The following is a 19546-nucleotide window of genomic DNA, read 5'->3' as shown; positions in this document are numbered from 1 at the left end:
CCTCTATGCTTGATCTGCTGCAAAACTACCGCCTTCACGCACTTCTTCTAAGCGCACGGACACGGTCTTCGACACTCCAGATTCTTGCATGGTCACACCATACAACACATCTGCTGCCTCCATCGTTCCTTTACGGTGAGTTACGACGATAAACTGTGTATCATTTTGGAAAGCACTCAAGTAATGACCGAAACGAGAGACATTGGCTTCATCCAATGCTGCTTCCACTTCGTCAAGCACACAAAACGGTACTGGACGAACTTGAATAATGGAAAACAATAACGCAATCGCAGTCAGTGCCCGTTCGCCCCCTGATAGCAAGCTGAGGTTTTGCAATTTCTTGCCCGGTGGTTGGGCTTCGATCTCGATCCCAGTGTTCAATAAATCTTTCGGATCTGTTAAGACTAATTCCGCATGACCGCCGCCAAACATATTAGGAAATACTTGTTTGAATTGCAAACGGATCGCATCGAAGACTTCGCCGAAACGGGTTTTGACTTCTTCATCCATTTCAGACATCGTATCAAACAGCTGTGCTTTAGCCGACAGCAGATCGTCTCGCTGACTCGTCAAGAACAAATGCCGTTGATTGACTTGCTCATATTGTTCGATCGCATTTAAATTGACTGGACCAATTTGCTCGATCGCTTGTTTTAGTTCCAGAATGTCGACTTTGGCTTGTTCTGCATCCTCAATTTCAGGGAAATCTTGCGCTGCCTTTTCAAAGGTGAGATTGTATTCTTCTTGTAAATACAACAAACGATTATCCATCACCAATTCTGCGCGATTTTTTTCGATCTCAACTTCGGTTTTTTCTGACAGCTTTTCTTTTTGCGTTAAGTTTTCAGCACTCAGGGCTTCGTCTAATGCGCCGATTTCTTGTTGAACGACTTGACGTTGTTCACGAATCACCGTCAATTCCGCTGTTACCTGCTGCTTGGTTTTTGTGAAGGCTTCAATTCGCTGAAGAATGCTTTCTTCTGAAAACTCATGATCGCTGACGTTGCTTGTCAAGGCAGCTAACTGCCGTTCTAAGGAGAGTTGACGCGCTTCGTTTTCTTCTAATGCTTGATTCGTAGCGGCAATTTTTTGCTGCAAATGCGCCACTTGTTCTTTTTGAACTGCGAAAGCTGCCTGCAAGCGCGCACTTTCTTGTGCTAAGGTTTGGCGTTTTTCCTCGATCAAGTCTTCTTCGGCATTCATTTGATGAATATCTTGGTCGATTTTCGCCAATTGCGCTGCAATATTCTTTTGCTGTTCTTCCAAGCTCGTCTTCTTCTCATCATATTCCTCAAAGAAGGCTTGCACTTCGCGATGTTCAAAATCAAACACTTGCTGCTCTTGCTTCAAGCGGCTCAGGTCATTCTCAAGATTTTGTAAGCGGCTTTGCAGCTCATGCTCCGTCATGCGAGCCTGTTCTCCTTGCGTCCGCAATTCTTCTAATGCTGCTTGTGCTTCTTTGGTCGCTGCTTCAAAATGCTGGACTTGCTTTTCCGTTTTTAAAAGCCGCTCATCCAGTTGCGCCGCTTGTGCCGTCAATTGTTGCAGCTCGTTGCTTTGGCTAAACAAACTACCGGCATTTTTCTTCGTTGCGCCACCCGTCATGGAACCGCCAGCATTCATGACATCCCCTTCTAAGGAAACGACCCGATAGCTATAGTTCAATGCCCGTGCTAACGCATTGGCACTTTGCAAGTCTTCGGCAATCAAGATACTGCCTAACAAGTTATCCGTAATCGTTTGGACGTGTTCGGGCGACTGGACCAATTCGCTGGCAACGCCGATAAATCCAGACACTTGCTTGGCTTGATTGCGGGCATAATCTGGCAAATGACGGGCTTTGATGGTCGTCAGCGGTAGGAAGGTTGCACGCCCCCCTCGATTTTCTTTCAAATACGTGATGGCTGCTCGCGCATCCCGCTCATTTTCAACGACGACATGCTGTGCAGCGGCGCCTAATGCGGTCTCGATCGCCACGGTATAGTCTTGCGGCACATCGATCAACTCCGCTACTGCGCCAACGATACCGCTGATCTGCTGTTTGTTTTTCAAAATCAAGCGAACGCCTTGATAAAAGCCGCTATAATTTTCTTGAATGTCTTGCAGACTGCGCTGTTTCGCTCGTACCTGCTGCACTTGACTCATTAACTGATACATTTTCTTTTGTTCTTCATCAAAGCGTTTTTTGTTGGTCTGAGCTTTTTCTTGAAGATGGATGTATTGCTTGCGTTGTTCTTCTAAAATCGCCTTAGCCTGCGTCAGCTGCTCTTCCACGATTTGCGCTTCCGTCGTCTTTTCTTTCAACGACGTATTCATTTGCGTCTGCTTGCTTAGCGCCGTTTGATTTTTCGCGGCTTCTTGTTGGTATTGACGCTCCAAGTATTTCAATTCGTTTCCGATCGTTGCCTGCTCCTGCATGGCTTCGACATATTGGCTGCGCAACTCTTCAATGATTTCTTTTGCTGAACGTTGGTACTTTTCCTGCTCTTGCTGACACGCCAGCATCGCTGCTTCAACTTCCTGCACACTACGATTCTTTTGTGAAAGCAAGCCGATCAGTTCCGTTTTTTCTTCATTTAAAAGTGTGACCCGCTCTGTGACTTCCTCTAAAGTTTCTTGGTATTCGGCAGAGCTTTTTTGCGTATGCTTTGAACGTTCATCTAAGACTTCTTTTTGCCCTTCGGCTTGCTTCAGTCCTTCGGTGACCTCTAAAAGCTGCTGATTCAAACGCTCCAACGTTTCATCAAAAGCAGTACGTTGTTGCCGCAAAGAATGTAGCGACAGTTCCCCTTGGTTGATCTTTTCGGAAATCTGCGCCAGTTCTTGGTTAAAGGTACTCAGTTGAGCTTTGGCTGTCTCCCACGCTTCTTTTGCTTTCGTGATCTCTAAGACCGCATAGGCCACATCGACCGTCGTCAATTTTTCTTTTAACGCTAAAAAGCGGTTGGCTGCTTCACTTTGGGCTGCCAGAGGCACCAACTGATCTTCTAGTTCATAAATAATATCTTGTAGACGGCTTAAATTGTCTTCCGTTTCAAACAATTTTTGCTCGGCTTTCTTTTTCCGCTGTTTGTATTTCAATACCCCCGCCGCTTCTTCAAAAATCCCACGACGGTCTTCTGGTTTGCTGCTGAAAATTGCTTCTACCTTGCCTTGGGAAATGATCGAAAATGATTCTTTCCCCAACCCAGAGTCCATAAACAACTCTTGGATATCCTTTAAGCGGCAAGCTTGTTTATTTAAGAAAAAGTCGCTTTCGCCGGTTCTTCTCAAGCGGCGAGTCACGCTGATCTCACTGTAATCCATCGGCAAGTAATGATCGCTATTGTCTAAAACGATCGTCACTTCCGCTATATTTAGCGCTCTGCGGGTGTCAGAACCTGCAAAAATAACATCAGGCATTTTGCCACCACGTAGATTTTTGGCAGATTGTTCTCCTAAAACCCAACGAATCGCTTCGGTAATATTGCTCTTGCCGCTGCCATTTGGTCCGACGACTGCAGTCACTCGATGTTCGAAATCAATGACTGTGCGGTCGGCAAAGGATTTAAAGCCGGCAATCTCTATTCGTTTTAAATACACTCCGCCAGTCCTCTCTTACTGTTCAAGATCCGCCAAGGCATTCGCAGCGGCGTCCTGTTCTGATAATTTCTTCGATTTTCCTTGTCCTTTTCCGATCAAGGTGTCATCGCAATAGACTTCCGTCCAAAAAATCCGTTCATGGGCGGGGCCTGCTTCTTTGATCAAACGATAATTGATGGAAACATCGCCGCCACGCTGCAAGACTTCTTGCAAGCGGGTCTTGTGATCCATCTCATGGGAAAAAGCACCTGCTTTTACTTTTGGAAAGACAACTTTCGTCAAAAAGCCGCTGACACTTTCCAGTCCTTGGTCCAAGTATAACGCACCTAAAAAGGCTTCAAATAGATCACAAAGCAAAGAAGGTCGTTTACGACCGCCAGAGTTTTCTTCCCCTTTGCCTAGACGAATGTATTCATCGAATCGGCAATCTTTGGCAAACATGGATAAACTGTCTTCGCGAACGATTGCCGCCCGTAGCTTCGTCAGCTTACCTTCGGGCAGATCTGGCAATTCACGATACAAATACCGTGAAACGATCAACTCTAAGACAGCATCGCCCAAAAACTCTAAACGTTCGTTATCTGACAAGTGCAAGTTGCGGTGCTCATTCACATAAGATGAATGCGTAAACGCTTGTTCAAGCAGATCTACATCATGGAACACAATATCAAACTTTTCTTTTAGTTCTTTCGTTAATTGTGTATTCATTTGTCACATTCCTTCATTAGTTTATCGACACTTCCCTATTATACTGGTTTTTGCCGAATTATGAAATGTTTCCTCCAAATTCTTGGAAAGACTGTAATAAAATTTTATTTACTTAATCTTCTCCTGTATAAAAAAGCCTGTTTTCCTCAGATACCCGCAAAAAAACAGAAAAAAAAGACGTCCTGGAAAGGACGTCTTTTCATCGATCATTGATTAACGAGATTCAGCTGTAACTGAAATTGTTGCCCAAGGATTGTAATTCACATCATAAGCCCATGTGAAGTCTTTGACGCGATTTGATACAGGTAACACCGCACTACGGTAAAGTGTTGGGATAACAAACGCTTCATCAGCAGCATATTCTTGCCATGCATCAAATGCTTCTTTACGTTTTGCTTCGTCAAACGAATCTTTTGAATCGATTGCTTCTAGCAATTTCGTATTTTCTTCTGATTCAAAACGAGTGTAGTTGAACGCAGAGTTAGGTCCATACAAGCCCATTGGTGATGGGTCATAACCAGTATTCCATGCACCTTGGTAAACATCAATCTCAGGATCATCATTTTCCAATTTGTCATAGAATGCTTGGAAGTCGATCAAGCGACCTGTTGTGTATTGTACATCAAGTCCGATTTCATTCCATTGTTGGATGTAGTAATCTGCTAATGGTTGTGCTGTTTCGCCACCTGACATTGAAGCAAAGTTAATGGTTAATTTCTCACCATTTTTGTCTTCACGCATACCGTCGCCATCGACATCTTTGTAGCCAGCATCATCAAGTAATTGATTTGCTTTGTCGATGTTTAAAGTATAACCTTCAACATCTGTATTGTGTAATGAGCCAAATACTGGTGGGATCAATGTCGTTGCATTTGTACGCAAGCCATTGTAGAAACGGCTTCCGACAGCATCATTATCTAATGCATAACCCATTGCTTGACGCAATGACTTGTCAGCCATTTTTGAATCAGGATTGTATTCAACTTTTCCTTCATCGGCATTCCATTTACCTAATTTGAAACCTAAATAAGTGTAAGCAGTATCTGTTCGGCCTAAGATTTGATAACCGTCAGTATCTTTATAAGTAGGATACGTATCTGTCGGCATTGATAAAGCCATATCATATTGTTTTGCGTTCATCGCTTCAACAATAGATGAAGTTGGAACTGCTTTAAATGATAATTTATCTAGTTTTGGCTTATCTCCATAATAGTATTCGTTTGGAACGTACTCTACGGATTCACCAGCTACGATATTTGACATTACATAAGGTCCGAAGACGATTGGATTTTTACGAACTTGATCGCTTGATTCCATATCTTTGACTTCGATTCCTTCAAAGGCGTGTTTTGGTAATGCTGAAGCCCAAATACCACCACCTGCTTGCATCATACCAGGGTGAACTTCTTTGTATTGAATTTTAACGACTTTGTCACTTTCTTTGGTGATACCAGAAATAGTATCAGCTTTGCCATCATGGTAATCTTCCATACCAACAATGTTAGTAAAGTTACTATCATAACGAATACCAGTATAATCTTTGTTACCAATTACTTCGTAAGTGAAGATGATATCATCTGCCGTAACATCTTCGCCATCAGACCATTTCAGGTTTTCGCGTAAAGTAATTGTTGCTGCGTTGTTGTCTTCATCTAGCTCAAGGTTTGCAGCCCCGCCGTCAACAATTTTGAAATCAGCGTCATTGACGAATAAACTTTCATTACTTGGCAACATAAATTGTGCATCATAGTTATCTTGATAAAATTCTGTTTGGAACAACCCTTGGAATTGCGTATCCATCACTACTGCAACATCCAAAGTACCACCTTCGATTGCCTCTGCATCATTGCTAACTTCGATTGGGAAGTTGCTTACATCTTCCGTATCGTTTGCTGCATTGCTGCCGCCACCAGAAGAATCGGTTCCGCCGCCGTTGCTGCCACAAGCTGCCAATGCTAACACTGACAAAAGAGTGACCATACCAAAAATATTTTTCTTCATCCTGTATCCTCCTTGTTTATCCTAGTCGTTGACGCGCATCCGCTGAACGCTTAAATGCTTGACCAACGTAATTGATACTCAACATCAAGACTAAAATTAGAATTGATGCGGGTAACCAGATCCACTGTCTGTTGACCAGCACATCACCGCTGCTGGCATATCCGATCAGTGTTCCCAAACTTGGAACATTGGTCGGCAGACCAAAACCTAAGAATGTTAGTGTCGTTTCAATACCGATATTCGCTGCAAAGTTCATTGTTAAGTTGGTGATGATCAATGAGCTAAGGTTCGGCATGATTTCGCGGAACATGATGACGAAGTCATTGGTTCCGAGGGTTTTCGATGCACTAACATAGTCGCGACGGCCTTCTGAAAGGGTCTTACTTCGGAAGAGCCTTGCTTTTCCGACCCAGTAAAAGGCACTCATGACCCATATAAAGGTCCAAACGTTATAACGAGGTACGATCGATACGATAACGATAATGATCAACATGATCGGCAAAATCATAACGAAGTCAACGATACGCATCAAAATGTTATCAATGATGCCACCATAGTAACCTGAGATGATCCCTAGTCCGACCCCAACGATCGACGTAATGATCGTGATTGAAAAACCAATCAAGATTGAGTTACGCGCACCGATGATCAATTGTCCCCAAACATCACGGCCACCTTCATCCGCCCCTAAAAGGTAGGTGCCGCCGTTTGGCGAAATCGCGCCGGGTACAGCGTATTTATCAAGGATGCTGACACGCATCACTTGTGATTGGTCGATAACTGCTGAGCCGATAAACACGAACAATAAAACTGCGACTAACAACACTAATGAAAAGATAGCCATTTTATCTTTTAAGAATTCGCGAAAAATCATTTTTAATCCCATAGGCGGGATGCTCTCTTGTTTTAGTACTTTTTCTTTCTTTTCAGACACATTTATCCCCTCCTATTACTGGATTCTGATTCTTGGATCGACAATACTCATGATGATATCTGATAGCAGCGTACCGATCAAGGTCGCTAGTCCTAAGATCAATGTCAGTGAAGTGATCACGGCATAGTCCCGTTGGACGATACTATCGATAAACAGTTTTCCGACACCTGGGTAAGCGAAGATTTTCTCAATGACCACAGAACCTGCGATCAATGAAGTGATCTCGTAGCCCATTTGTGATGCGATCGGCAACGACGCATTACGGAAAACGTGACGTGAGAAGACTTTATTCGTTGGTACCCCTTTTGAACGAGCGGTACGAACGAAATCCAATGATTTCGAATCAATGACTTCACTTCGCAAGTATTGGATCGTCACTGCTGTTCCTAATAATGCAGAAGTGATCGCCGGTAATAGTAGGTGATACAAGCGACTCCAAAACTCAGCCATGCCGCTGACCCCCGGTGCAACGGAACCACCCGTTGGGAACCAAGCCAATCGGTAACCGAAGATGAACAATGCGATCAACGCAAAGATAAACAACGGTACGGCGAAACTGAAGAAGTTGTAAACAACGACGACTTTATCAAGCAATGAATTTTGGTAACGTCCTGCCCACATCCCTAAAGGAATGGCAATCACGTAAGTCAAAATGACCGTCAATAAAGATAACCACAATGTATTGCTGATACGTCCTGCTAATAACGTTGAAACAGGTAATTTAAAGATGAAACTTTGACCAAAGTCCCCTTTTAAGGCATTTCCGATCCAACGGAAATACTGGGTATACCATGGGTCATTCAAACCAGCGGCTTCACGCATCCGCTCAATAACAGCTGGATCTTGGTTTGGATTGATCAAACCGGTAAATGGATCCCCAGGCATTGCTTGTGCGATCAAGAAAATCAAGATACTCAAAATAATGACTTGCGGGATCATCAACAACAAACGACGTAGAATTGTTTTCCACATTATTCAGCACCCCCGTTTTTCAATGCGACTTGGTGCGACTCGGTGATTTTACGCAAGTCATACACTCTGCCAGTTTCGTCGTAGTAATCTTTTTGATGGGTCACATATTCCAACTCGACCTTGCGGCGGTTTTCTTTGTGAGCATCGCGATTTTTTACGTCGATTTGAGGAATCGCTGATAATAAACGTTTTGTATAGATGTGACGCGGGTCTTGATAGATGTCTTCCCGTGTCCCGATCTCAACGAAGCGGCCTTTGTACATGATGGCGATATTGTCACACATGTGTTTTACGACCCCTAAGTCATGAGAGATAAATAAGAAACTTAAGCCAAATTCTTGCTGGATCCGTTTCATAAAGTTCAGTACCTGCGCTTGAACGGATAAGTCAAGGGCTGAAACCGGCTCATCGGCGACGATCAGTTTTGGATTGGATGCTACCGCGCGGGCAACCCCTAACCGCTGACGTTGGCCACCAGAGAACTCGTGAGGATATTTGTATAGGGCATCTTCTGGCATCCCAACGATATCCAGAAGGCTTTTCACTCGTTTTTTCTCTTCTTGATCGCTTAAGCGTTCAAAGTTGCGTAATGGTTCGGCGATAATGTCGACCACGCGTTTTTTAGGATTCAAGCTGGACATTGAATCTTGGAAAATCATTTGGACATCTTTGTTGTAGTTCATTTTTTTGCGGACGGAACGTTTGGTCACGTCTTGCCCGTCATAAATGATTTCGCCACTGGTGATTTTTTCTAGCCCAACGATGGCTTTCCCCGTCGTGGATTTACCAGAACCAGACTCACCAACCAATCCGTAGGTTTTTCCTTTTTCTATGATGAAGTCCACACCGTCAACGGCATACACATGGTCCGTGACGCGGTTGAAAAATCCGCTGCGAATAGGATAGTGGACTTTCAGATCTTTAATTGTAATTAATTCTGTCATCTACACTTCTCCTTCTTCGTCTCTAAAATGAAAATGCTTGTAGCATGTGCAACGGACCAAATGATCAGGTGCTACTTCATGCAAGACTGGGTTTGCTTCGTGGTCGCTTTCAGGAATCCAAGGAATCCGTGCGGCAAACCGACAACCCGTCCGTGGCATATTTTTCAATGAAGGAACTACGCCTTCGATCACGTGCAGTTCACTGTCTTGTGAATTTTCTTGAGGGATCGAGTTAAGCAATGAGCGGGTGTATGGATGTTTCGGATTGGCAAACAACTCTTCGGCTGTTGCGACTTCCACAAACTGTCCCCCGTACATTACGGCTACTCGGTCGGCCATCTCTGCTACGACACCTAAATCGTGGGTGATCAAAATGATCCCCGTTTGCGTTTCTTCTTGCAAATCTTTTAGTAGATCAAGGATCTGTGCTTGGATCGTCACGTCCAACGCGGTCGTTGGTTCATCGGCAATAATGATTGGTGGTTTACAAGCAATCGCGATCGCAATGATGACCCGCTGACGCATCCCACCTGACAATTCATGAGGGTATTGACGTCCTACTCGCGGTGGATTGGGAATCCCCACTTGTTCTAATAATTCTAATGCTCGTGCTTGACGCTGTTCGGCGGTCATATCCGTATGGTAAGATAACCCTTCTTTGATTTGATCTTCGATCCGCATCAAAGGATTCAGTGCAGACAATGGATCTTGGAAAATCATCCCAATATCATTTCCGCGAATTTTGTTGTACAGCGTTTCGTTTAAGTTTGACAAGTTTAAATCTTTATATAAGATTTCTCCGGTGATTTTCGTGTTGTTTGGGTCATGCAGCCCCATGATCGTTGTAGCTAACGTACTCTTGCCGCAACCAGATTCTCCTACGATCGCTAAGATCTCATTGCGATCCAGTGTAAAAGAAATACCATCTACTGCGTCATAGTAATCGTCTTTAATACGAAAACCTGTGTGAAGGTTTTGAACATCTAGTAATTGATTATCTCTGGACAATCGAATACCCCTCTCTACTTTCTAAGATGTCTTGCAATTTAATGTAAAAAAAGAAGGAACATGCATTTCATTTCCAAAAGCTTTCTTAACATTGTATAATATATTCTTAATAATTATATAGAAATGCCACCAATAATGCAAGTCCCAGAAAAGTTAATACACTGAATTTTCAGAAAATTTACATTATGCTTTCAACGCCGTCATGTCAGGTTTAACGACCGTTTTTTAGATTCCGCTACCAAAGAAAAGCCGCTCAAAATCACTGCGGATCAATTATGAGAAAGAAAGAGCTAAGTCATCTAGGACTTAGCTCTTATGTCTGTCTTAAGCAAGATGGCTTGAAATATAATCAACCGCTCCACCGACTGTTTCGATCTGCTCGGCATCTTCATCAGAAATCTCGGTACCAAATTCATCTTCTAGTTCAAGGACGAATTCCATCACACTGATCGAATCAGCGTTCAAGTCGTCTTTAATGCTCATCGTATCCGTTACGTTCTCTGCGTCAATTTCAAAATGATTGGCGATCACGACCGCAACTTTCTTGAATACTTCATCTCGTGTCAACTGGCTTCACCTCCACGCGTTTGCACAAAACATAGAATGGCTAACAAACATTGTACTGCTTTCTATGCTTTTTGTCTAGATATTTTTGCAATTTCATTACAATCATTGCATTATGATTGCGTTTCGTCTTTGTCAGTCGGCATTTCTTCAAAATGGGCGACCAATTGTGCCACGACATCTGTCGCTAACATCGTATGGATCTGCTTGATGGTGTACGCCACCGCTTCTGGTCCTGTCGCACCATGGGTTTTGATGACTGGGGCTTTCAACCCAAACAATACGGCACCGCCGTGTTTCGCATAATCCATTTCATTTTTCACTTTCCGCAACGCATCTTTTAATAATAATGCGCCTAATTTCCCTTTGGCACCGGAATCGAGAATCGATTGTTTCAACAGCGCCATCAAATTCAAGGCGGTTCCTTCGATCGATTTCAAAACAGCATTTCCAGTAAAGCCATCTGTCACGACGACGTCAGCTGCACCATCCAATAATTCCCGAGCCTCGACATTGCCGATAAAGTGGATCGTCGGGTCTTGCGAAAGCAGTTCAAAGGCTTTTTTCGTTAATTCACTGCCTTTGGTTTCTTCCGTTCCGTTATTTAACAAGCCGACCCGTGGTCGATTGATCCCGCGAACTTTTTGGGCATAAAAGGACCCTAAGACGGCATAGTTTGCCAAATGTTCTGGTTTATTGTCGGCATTGGCACCTAGATCCAGCATGTCAAAGCCAGCATCTTTGCCGATCACTGGCATCGTGGACATCAATCCGGGACGGTCGATCCCTTTGATCCGACCGACGATAAACAAACCAGCCGCTAATAAGGCCCCAGTATTTCCAGCTGAAAAAATCGCATCTGCCTCACCATTTTTGACCGCTTGTGCTGCCAAGACCATTGAGGCGGTTTTTTTTCGTCTGATCGCTTTGACAGGTTCATCATCACTATTGATTTTTTCATCCGTGTGGATAATGGTGACATTTTTATCATCCGTCATGTATTTTTTGATTTCATTTTCTTTTCCGTAAAGGAGGAATTCAATCTCTGGAAAGTCTTTTTTTGCCAGCATGACTCCTTCTACGATCGCTTTTGGGGCGTTGTCTCCGCCCATTGCATCAACAGCAATCCGCATCTCGCTGCCACTCCCTTCATTTTCCCAATCAGTATAGCATATTCTTTAATCAAAAAATTGTTTGTCTGCTTTTTTTGCTGCTAAATAGTTCGCCAATGCCGAAAATTCTGGCAACAGCTGCCAGCCATTTTTTTGCCAAAGCTGGGCAGCTTCGACTTGTGCCACTTCTAGAATATGGGCATCTGCGACCAAATCGGCAGCCGCAAACTCTGGCAAGCCCGATTGTCGATTGCCGAAGACTTCTCCTGGTCCTCGCAACTGCAAATCTTTTTCGCTGACTACAAAGCCGTTGGTGGTTTCTGTCATGATCTTCATTCGCTCGACCCCTGTTTCATTCTTCGGGTTTGCGATCAATATACAGTAAGAAGCATCGGCGCCGCGCCCTACCCGTCCACGTAATTGGTGGAGCTGGGCTAATCCGAAACGATCAGCATCGATGATCAGCATCACTGTCGCATTGGGAACATTGACCCCTACTTCGATGACCGTCGTGGAAACCAAGATCTGCAGTTGATTTTCTTTGAATGCTTCCATAATAGTGTCTTTTTCTTGATTCTTCATTTTCCCATGCAGCATCCCCACTTGATAAGTAGGAGAAAAGTAACTTTGCAGCTGCTCATAAATCTCCGTGGCATTCTTGACATCCAGCATTTCGGATTCTTCGATCAAAGGACAGATGACATACATCTGATGCCCTTGTGCCAATTCTTTTTGCGCCCACTCTAAGATCGATTCAAACTGCGGCGGACGGACCCAGCGAGTCTCTACAGGAATCCGTCCTGCTGGCATTTCATCGATCACCGAAACATCCATTTCGCCATAAGCCGTGATCGCTAACGTACGAGGGATCGGTGTGGCGGTCATAAAGAGCACATCAGGCAGATAGCCTTTTTCCCGTAAGACTTTTCGCTGATTGACGCCAAAACGGTGTTGTTCATCGGTGATGACTAAGCCAAGATGTGCAAAATCCACGCCTTCTTGAATCAGCGCATGGGTCCCAACGATGATGTCGATCTCCCCGGCTGCTAATTGTTCTAAGATGACTCGCCGTTCTTTTGGTTTGGTCGAGCCTGTCAAAAGAGCGGTGGTCACTTCTAAGGGGTCAAAGAGCTGATTCAAGCTTTCTAGGTGCTGCTGGGCCAAAATCTCAGTCGGCACCATCAGTGCGCCCTGAAAGCCAGCCGTCATCGTGGCATAAAGGGCGATCGCCGCCACGACTGTTTTCCCGCTTCCTACATCTCCTTGCAAGAGTCGCTGCATGTGCTGCGGACTTTTCAGGTCATGGCAGATTTCATTGGTCACGCGCTTTTGCGCATTCGTCAATTCAAAGGGCAGTTTACGAGTAAATTCTTTCAAGCGTTGCACATCATAATCGATCGCTAAGCCGTTTTTCTCGGCTTTTTCGCTTTTCTTCAGTCCTTGGATCTGCATTTGGAACAAAAAGAACTCTTCAAAAATCACCCGACGCTTCGCTTGATGACTCTCTTGGGGATCTTTAGGAAAGTGCATCGCAAACATCGCGGATTTCCGATCCAACAAGCGATATTTTTCAATCAATGACAAAGGCAAGATCTCTGTGATCTGATCACCAAAATCAAGGAATGCCTGTTTGATCAGTTCGATCAACACACTTTGACGCACGGCTTTATTGACATGATAAATGGGGGCAAAGTCTTCTGCGCTCTTGCTGCCGAGAATTTTCATTCCCGTCAGTCCTTTGCGTTTGGCGTCCCATTTGCCATAGACGGCGATCTCTTCTGAGACCTCTACTTTATCCTTCAAATAAGGCTGATTGAAAAAGGAGACATTAAAGACATCGTGGTCTTGCATCATGCGAAATTGCAACCGACTTTTCTTATAGCCAAAGCGATTGACGACCGGCGGGGAAACGACGATCCCCTTGATCGTTACTTTTTCTTGGTCTTGAATCTCCGCTAATTGCCGTTCTTGAATGTCTTCATAACGAAACGGATAATACTTCAGCAGGTCTTCAATGGTTTCGATCCCTAAACTCGCCAAGTCTTGGGCGCGTTTTTCTCCGACACCCTTTAATACCGTAAGTGGCTGATTCAGCATAGGTACCCTCCTTTTCCAAAGTAATTTTGTTTATTGCAGAGATTCCTGCATTCATAGAAAAAGACGGAGCCAAAAATCATCTACGATTTTTGCCCCCGCCGCCTAATTTGTTTATTCTGCTGAGAAAAGATACGGATAAACTGGCTGATCGCCTTGATGGATCTCTACTTCGATCTCAGGATGCAGCTCAACGATCGCTTCTTCAATTTTCGCTGCTTCTTTGGCTTTGCCTTCTTCACCGATAATGATGGTGACGATCTCAGTATCTTCTGTGATCATTTTTTCTAAGGTAGTCATGGAAGCAGAGAAACGATCCGGAACAGAAACAACGATTTTGCCGTCGACCATTCCTAAGAAGTCGCCTTCTGTAATTTCGATGCCATCAATTGATGTATTACGGATCGCATGAGTCACTGATCCGCTGACAACACTTGCTAAGACATCGGTCATAGCTTGCTGATTTTCAGCTAGTGTGGATTGCTCGTGGAATGCCAGCATCGCTGTCATCCCTTGTGAGATCGTCCGTGTTTCAACAACCGCTACTGGAATTTCGGAAACTTCCGCTGCTTGCTGTGCAGCCATAAAGATGTTTTTGTTATTTGGTAGAACGATCACTTGGTCGGCATTAACTTCATTGATCGCCAACAAAATGTCTTCCGTACTTGGGTTCATCGTTTGGCCGCCACTGATGACATATGAAGCACCCAGGCTAGTGAACAACTCTTTCAAGCCTTCGCCAGCCGCGATCGCGATGATCGCAAATGGTGTCCGTGGACGTTTCACTGGTGCAGGTTTTGCACCTTGCTGGTCGTGTTCCAAAATCGTTTCATGCTGAAGACGCATGTTGTCAACTTTGATTTTCACCAATGAGCCGAATTTTTGACCATAATTCATGACTTCGCCAGGATGTTCCGTATGGACATGGACTTTGATGATCTCATCGTCGTTGACCACTAATAAGGAATCCCCTAACTCATTTAAGTAATTACGGAATGTTTCATAATCAAATTCACTATCTACAGTCGGACCTTCACCGATCTTCACCATGATTTCTGTACAGTAACCAAAGGTGATATCTTCTGTCGCTAAGTGTCCTTGAACGCTGCGATGATGTTCGGCATTGACCATTTCATCCATAGCCGCTGGGGAAGGTTCGAAGATTTCATCGGCTGGGTATTCACCCGTCAACGCATTTAAGAAGCCTTCATAAATGAACAACAATCCTTGACCGCCGCTATCTACCACGCCGACTTCTTTTAAGACGGGCAATAGATCTGGGGTTTTCGCCAATGAACGTTTTGCACCGTGAACCACGGCTTTCATCACTTCGATACAATCATCGGTAGTTTGTGCTTTTTTCTCGCCATATTCAGCTGCGATGCGTGCCACAGTCAAGATGGTTCCTTCCACAGGTTTCATGACTGCTTTATAGGCGGTTTCTACTCCATGAGTAAAGGCTTGAGCCAATTCTGGTGCAGTGAGTGTTTCTGCGGTCGGGATAGCTTTAGAAAAACCGCGGAATAATTGAGATAAAATGACGCCAGAATTCCCACGTGCGCCCATCAATAGTCCTTTTGAAAGTGTAGCGGCAAGATCGCCGACGTTTTCTGAAGTCGCATCTGCGACCGCTTTTGCTCCACTGGTCATGGATAGATTCATGTTTGTCCCAGTGTCTCCATCTGGAACAGGAAACACATTCAATGAGTTGACAAACTCTGCATTAACTTGTAGACGAGCCGCGCCTGCCTGCACCATTTCTTGAAACTGACTTGCGCTGATATTCGTTACCTTCACTTAGATAGTCCTCCTTAAAATCATCCGCCATGAACGGATCCCTTGCCTAATCTGGCAGTACACGTACGCCTTGAACAAATACATTTACCGAGTTCGCAGATACACCTAGCATCGTTTCTAAGTTGTATTTCACTTTTTCCTGCACGTTGCGGGAAACTTCGGAAATCTTTGTTCCATAGCTGACGATCGTGTATACATCCACTGCAATGCCGTTTTCTTCTTGGCGGACAACGACACCGCGAGAATAATTTTCTTTTCGTAAAATTTCATTGATGTTATCTTTGATTTGTTTCTTGCTAGCCATACCAACAATGCCGAACACATCTGTTGCTGCGCCTCCGACCACTGTTGCAATGACTTCATTGCTGATTTCAATAATACCTGATGAGGTTTGAATTTTTACAGCCATTTTATAGCCTCCTTCAATGGGCATGACCCATCTTTCTTCTTACATATTTTATCATAGCTGTACCGCAAATAAAAGGATGAGACATATGAAAAGGGGCTTTCTGACCAAACGTCTTGCATTTCGACCTTGTTTAATTTACAATGTTTACCGGGAAAAGTCAATGTTTCTTGAAAATTACTCTTGCTTTTTTCACCTTTCTGTGATAAATTCAGATGGTATGAGCTGAAATAGCGCTCCAACATCAAGGCAAAGGAGGAAATAACCACATGGCTAAAGTTTGTTACTTTACTGGACGTAAAACTACAAGTGGAAACAATCGTTCTCACGCAATGAATGCGACAAAACGTACTGTGAAACCTAACTTGCAAAAAGTTCGCGTTATGATTGACGGAAAACCTAAAAAAGTTTGGGTGTCAACTCGTGCTTTGAAATCTGGAAAAGTTGAGCGCGTATAATTAGACCTTTTCGGCCGTTCGTTTTGAACGGCTTTTTTTGTACCCTTTTTTCTTTGGTGCGCTTTCACTTAGGTTTTCATTAAAGAAAACAGGTCTTTGTTTTTTTAATCGATTCACCTGTGGTAAACTAAGAAAAAATTGATAAAGAACAGGTGACTTCTTGTGACGAAAATAAAAACATTTGCCAAACAACATTGGCCTTATATGCTTGCTAGTTTCTTCTTGCCGTTTCTTATCATGGCAGTGATCTATTTGACCATCGGCATCTACCCTGGCAGCAGCCGCAGTGTCTTAGCCAGTGATGCCTTTTCGCAATTCTCAAACTTTCATGCCAGCTTTCGCAATATGCTCTTAGGCAAGCAAAGTATCTTTTATACATGGAATGCCTCTTTAGGCTTGAATTATCTGGCACTGATCTCCTATTACTTAGGTGGGATCTTCACTCCTCTGGTCTTGTTTTTCCCAAATCAGCTGATGCCAGATGCGTTGTACTTCTTGACCTTGATCAAGATCGGCAGTGCGGGCTTGGCGTTTTGGTTTTATGCCAGCCAAACCTTTAAGATCCAACGTTGGCAGCATGTGACCTTAGCCGTCTGTTATGCCTTGATGTCCTTCATCACCGCCCATTCGGAACTGATCATGTGGCTTGATGCCATGATCTATCTACCGCTAGTGATTTTAGGTATTGACCGTTTAGTGAAAAAGAAAAAACCAGTCGTGTTATTTATCAGTTATCTGCTGTTATTTTTATCCAGTTTTTACATGGGCTTTATGATCGGTCTCTTTTCCGTAATGTATTTCTTGGTTCAGTTGGGGCGCAACTGGAAGCAAGCTCGGGGGGCGATCATTCCTTACGGCATCACCTCCTTGTTAGCTGGCGGCGCCTCAATGGTGATCATCTTACCTGCCTTATTGGATTTGCGCTCAAACGGGGAAGAATTAACAACGATTTCTTCCTTTAAAACCGAAGCCACCGATGTCTTTGACCTCGTGATGAAAAACATGATCGGTGTTTACGATACGACAAAATACGGCTCCATTCCCTTCATCTATATCGGTTTATTGCCGCTGCTGTTGTGTATTTTATATTTTGTTTCGAAGAAAATCCGCTTGAAGGATAAATTCTTATACGCTGGCATGTTTGCTGTTTTGATCGCCAGTTTTTATATCGTGCCGATGAATCTTTTTTGGCACGGGATGCATGCCCCAAATATGTTCCTTTTCCGTTATGCCTATTTGTTCTCCTTCTTAGTGATCATGCTGGCGGGATACGGGTGGGAGCAGCTGCAGCAAAAAGATCGCGGATTGTTTCTCATTATTGGTCTTTCTACGATCGTGGTGTTTGCTCTCTCCTACGCATTGAAAGGACCTGGAACCTATGAATATGTTTCCGCTACTTCTTTTGCTCTAACGATCGTATTCTTTGTTCTTTACTTGTTATGTATTGGGTTCGGGCAATTAGGTCTTTTAACACAAAAACGAGTGACGATCTTGATGCTGATCTTCGTCTGCGGAGAAATGGCCGTCAATACGAGCGGTATGGTTCGCGGAATTTTGAATGATTGGAACTATGCTTCTCGCAGTTTGTATACAGAACCTTATCCGGACATCAAAAAACTAGTCACTCAAGCCAACGAAGACAATGATACCTTTTTCCGATTAGAAAACCTTGATCCTGTTTCTTCCAACGACAGTATCAATTATGGCTACAGCGGTGTCAGCATGTTTTCTTCGATCCGTAACCGCAATTCCTCAAGCTACCTGGATAAGCTGGGCTTTCGGTCCCGCGGCACCAATTTAAATATCCGCTATCCGAATAATACCTTGCTGATGGATGCTTTTACAGGGATCAAATACAATATCTCCAAGCCAAATCTCACCAAATACGGCTTTCAACGTGTGGGGGAATCTGGTGAATACAAGCTTTATGAGAATCAAAATGCGTTACCGCTAGGTTTCTTGGCTGAACCAACCATTGAATCGATTGATCAGCCGCAAAATGACAACTTGACGAGCCAGAAAAATCTTTTCAATGGCTTGGCGGATTTAAATTTAGAGTATTTTGCCTTTCAGCCAATCAAGGTGATCCATAGTAAAAATACAGATATCACCAATGACGGCATGTATATGAAATTTACCGAGCAAGAAAGCAATGTCGCAAAAGAAGTGACTTGGCAAGTGGAGGTTCCAGCGAACTCGCAAGCATACTTGAGTCTTTTCCCTGCCAACTTTGGGGAATTGGAAAGCTCATCTGCCACCGTGACAGTCAACGGTCAGCAGCGAGAAACGCAAATCAGTATCAACGGTCAATACTACGACTTAGGGCACTATGAGACCGATACGACGGTTCAATTCACCGTCAGCTTCTACGGAACGCCTGAAATCTCCTTCCAAAACCCGCAAGTCGTGACCTTGGATACCAACGCCTACCAACAAGCAATTGATGCGATCCAAGATCGAGGGGTCGCTATGACGGTCGGCAAGCGCAGTGCCAAAGCCGATATCACGACTGAAAAAGAGCAGCAGCTTGTAACGACCATCCCTTATGACAAGGGCTGGACTGCTACGCTTGACGGCAAAGAAGTTCCAATCACCGCCTTTCAAGACGGCTTTATCAGTGTGACGATCCCAAGTGGCACCCATCACTTGGAACTGTCCTTCTTGCCGCAAGGCTTTGTTATCGGTGTTTGCTTGTTCTTCGGCTGCATCGCATTGTTTATCCTGTTTGCTTGGTTTTACCAGAAACAAGTAGCCAAAAAGCAAGTCTTAGACGACCAACGTCAACTCATGGATCAACCACCAGAAACCTAATCGAAAAAGAACCAACTCGTCTTTTTGAGGCGCTCCCCATAAGTTAGAGCAATCGCTGACTTATGGGTGTCGCTCAATGATCGGTGAGTTTGGTTCTTTTTTTGTGCTGGCGTTCCGCAGTTGTTCGCTCTAGTGGTCTTAGCCTCCACTGCCGA

14 protein-coding genes are annotated in these 19546 nt (G+C 44.1%); 2 read left to right on the top strand and 12 right to left on the bottom strand.

Annotated elements, in window-relative coordinates; all coding sequences use genetic code 11:
* Positions 1-3: 3 nt before the first annotated feature.
* The 12 genes from smc to A5883_RS15175 all read right to left on the bottom strand — a co-directional run bounded on the left by smc (position 4) and on the right by A5883_RS15175 (position 16125).
* Entirely contained in the window at positions 4-3582 is a 3579-nt protein-coding gene (smc, locus tag A5883_RS15235; protein ID WP_086338952.1) for a chromosome segregation protein SMC, read from the bottom strand.
* A gap of 15 nt (positions 3583-3597) precedes the next feature.
* Positions 3598-4290 carry a ribonuclease III gene (gene rnc, locus A5883_RS15230; protein WP_005227136.1) on the bottom strand — a complete coding sequence of 231 codons (693 nt, stop codon included), beginning with the start codon at positions 4288-4290 and terminating at the stop codon, positions 3598-3600.
* A 213-nt stretch (positions 4291-4503) separates the two neighbouring features.
* Complete coding sequence (locus A5883_RS15220; protein ID WP_086338951.1) at positions 4504-6291, bottom strand: oligopeptide ABC transporter substrate-binding protein; 1788 nt, start codon at positions 6289-6291, stop codon at positions 4504-4506.
* Positions 6292-6307: 16 nt separating this feature from the next.
* Complete coding sequence (locus tag A5883_RS15215) at positions 6308-7177, bottom strand: ABC transporter permease (protein WP_153883525.1); 870 nt, start codon at positions 7175-7177, stop codon at positions 6308-6310.
* A gap of 63 nt (positions 7178-7240) precedes the next feature.
* The gene (gene opp4B / locus A5883_RS15210; protein WP_005227132.1) at positions 7241-8197 is read right to left on the bottom strand and encodes an oligopeptide ABC transporter permease; all 957 of its coding nucleotides are present in this window, start codon (positions 8195-8197) and stop codon (positions 7241-7243) included.
* Entirely contained in the window at positions 8197-9141 is a 945-nt protein-coding gene (locus A5883_RS15205) for an ABC transporter ATP-binding protein (RefSeq protein ID WP_005227131.1), read from the bottom strand. Before A5883_RS15205 ends, opp4B begins: the two co-directional genes overlap by 1 nt.
* Positions 9142-10149 carry an ABC transporter ATP-binding protein gene (locus A5883_RS15200; RefSeq protein WP_005227130.1) on the bottom strand — a complete coding sequence of 336 codons (1008 nt, stop codon included), beginning with the start codon at positions 10147-10149 and terminating at the stop codon, positions 9142-9144. It lies immediately after the preceding gene.
* Positions 10150-10473: 324 nt separating this feature from the next.
* Positions 10474-10716, bottom strand: coding sequence for an acyl carrier protein (acpP, locus tag A5883_RS15195; protein ID WP_005227129.1), 243 nt, complete (start codon positions 10714-10716; stop codon positions 10474-10476).
* 110 nt (positions 10717-10826) lie between these two features.
* Positions 10827-11846 (bottom strand): phosphate acyltransferase PlsX, encoded by a 1020-nt coding sequence (gene plsX, locus A5883_RS15190; protein ID WP_016609182.1) that lies wholly within the window; start codon positions 11844-11846, stop codon positions 10827-10829.
* 45 nt (positions 11847-11891) lie between these two features.
* Positions 11892-13922, bottom strand: a complete 2031-nt coding sequence (recG, locus tag A5883_RS15185) for an ATP-dependent DNA helicase RecG (RefSeq protein WP_086338950.1) — start codon at positions 13920-13922, stop codon at positions 11892-11894.
* Positions 13923-14033: 111 nt separating this feature from the next.
* Positions 14034-15716, bottom strand: a complete 1683-nt coding sequence (locus A5883_RS15180; RefSeq protein WP_005227126.1) for a DAK2 domain-containing protein — start codon at positions 15714-15716, stop codon at positions 14034-14036.
* Between the two features lie 46 nt (positions 15717-15762).
* Positions 15763-16125 (bottom strand): Asp23/Gls24 family envelope stress response protein, encoded by a 363-nt coding sequence (locus A5883_RS15175; RefSeq protein WP_005227125.1) that lies wholly within the window; start codon positions 16123-16125, stop codon positions 15763-15765.
* Between the two features lie 266 nt (positions 16126-16391).
* Here A5883_RS15175 and rpmB point away from each other — a divergent pair, with 266 nt between their 5' ends.
* Entirely contained in the window at positions 16392-16580 is a 189-nt protein-coding gene (gene rpmB, locus A5883_RS15165) for a 50S ribosomal protein L28 (RefSeq protein WP_003128045.1), read from the top strand.
* A 162-nt stretch (positions 16581-16742) separates the two neighbouring features.
* Positions 16743-19391 (top strand): YfhO family protein, encoded by a 2649-nt coding sequence (locus A5883_RS15155; protein ID WP_086338949.1) that lies wholly within the window; start codon positions 16743-16745, stop codon positions 19389-19391.
* The last annotated feature ends 155 nt before the right edge of the window (positions 19392-19546 follow it).

This window comes from Enterococcus sp. 5B3_DIV0040 (assembly GCF_002140755.1).
GTDB lineage: Bacteria > Bacillota > Bacilli > Lactobacillales > Enterococcaceae > Enterococcus_D > Enterococcus_D casseliflavus.
Note: the sequence above shows the minus strand (reverse complement) of the source record. Positions and strands in the feature narration are given on the sequence as shown.

Excerpts from the sequence above, each read along its gene's own strand:
- rnc (WP_005227136.1), bottom strand. The coding sequence starts at position 4,290 with ATGAATACACAATTAACGAAAGAACTAAAAGAAAAGTTTGATATTGTG.
- A5883_RS15220 (WP_086338951.1), bottom strand. The coding sequence starts at position 6,291 with ATGAAGAAAAATATTTTTGGTATGGTCACTCTTTTGTCAGTGTTAGCA.
- A5883_RS15215 (WP_153883525.1), bottom strand. The coding sequence starts at position 7,177 with ATGGGATTAAAAATGATTTTTCGCGAATTCTTAAAAGATAAAATGGCT.
- opp4B (WP_005227132.1), bottom strand. The coding sequence starts at position 8,197 with ATGTGGAAAACAATTCTACGTCGTTTGTTGTTGATGATCCCGCAAGTC.
- A5883_RS15205 (WP_005227131.1), bottom strand. The coding sequence starts at position 9,141 with ATGACAGAATTAATTACAATTAAAGATCTGAAAGTCCACTATCCTATT.
- plsX (WP_016609182.1), bottom strand. The coding sequence starts at position 11,846 with ATGCGGATTGCTGTTGATGCAATGGGCGGAGACAACGCCCCAAAAGCG.
- recG (WP_086338950.1), bottom strand. The coding sequence starts at position 13,922 with ATGCTGAATCAGCCACTTACGGTATTAAAGGGTGTCGGAGAAAAACGC.
- A5883_RS15175 (WP_005227125.1), bottom strand. The coding sequence starts at position 16,125 with ATGGCTGTAAAAATTCAAACCTCATCAGGTATTATTGAAATCAGCAAT.
- rpmB (WP_003128045.1), top strand. The coding sequence starts at position 16,392 with ATGGCTAAAGTTTGTTACTTTACTGGACGTAAAACTACAAGTGGAAAC.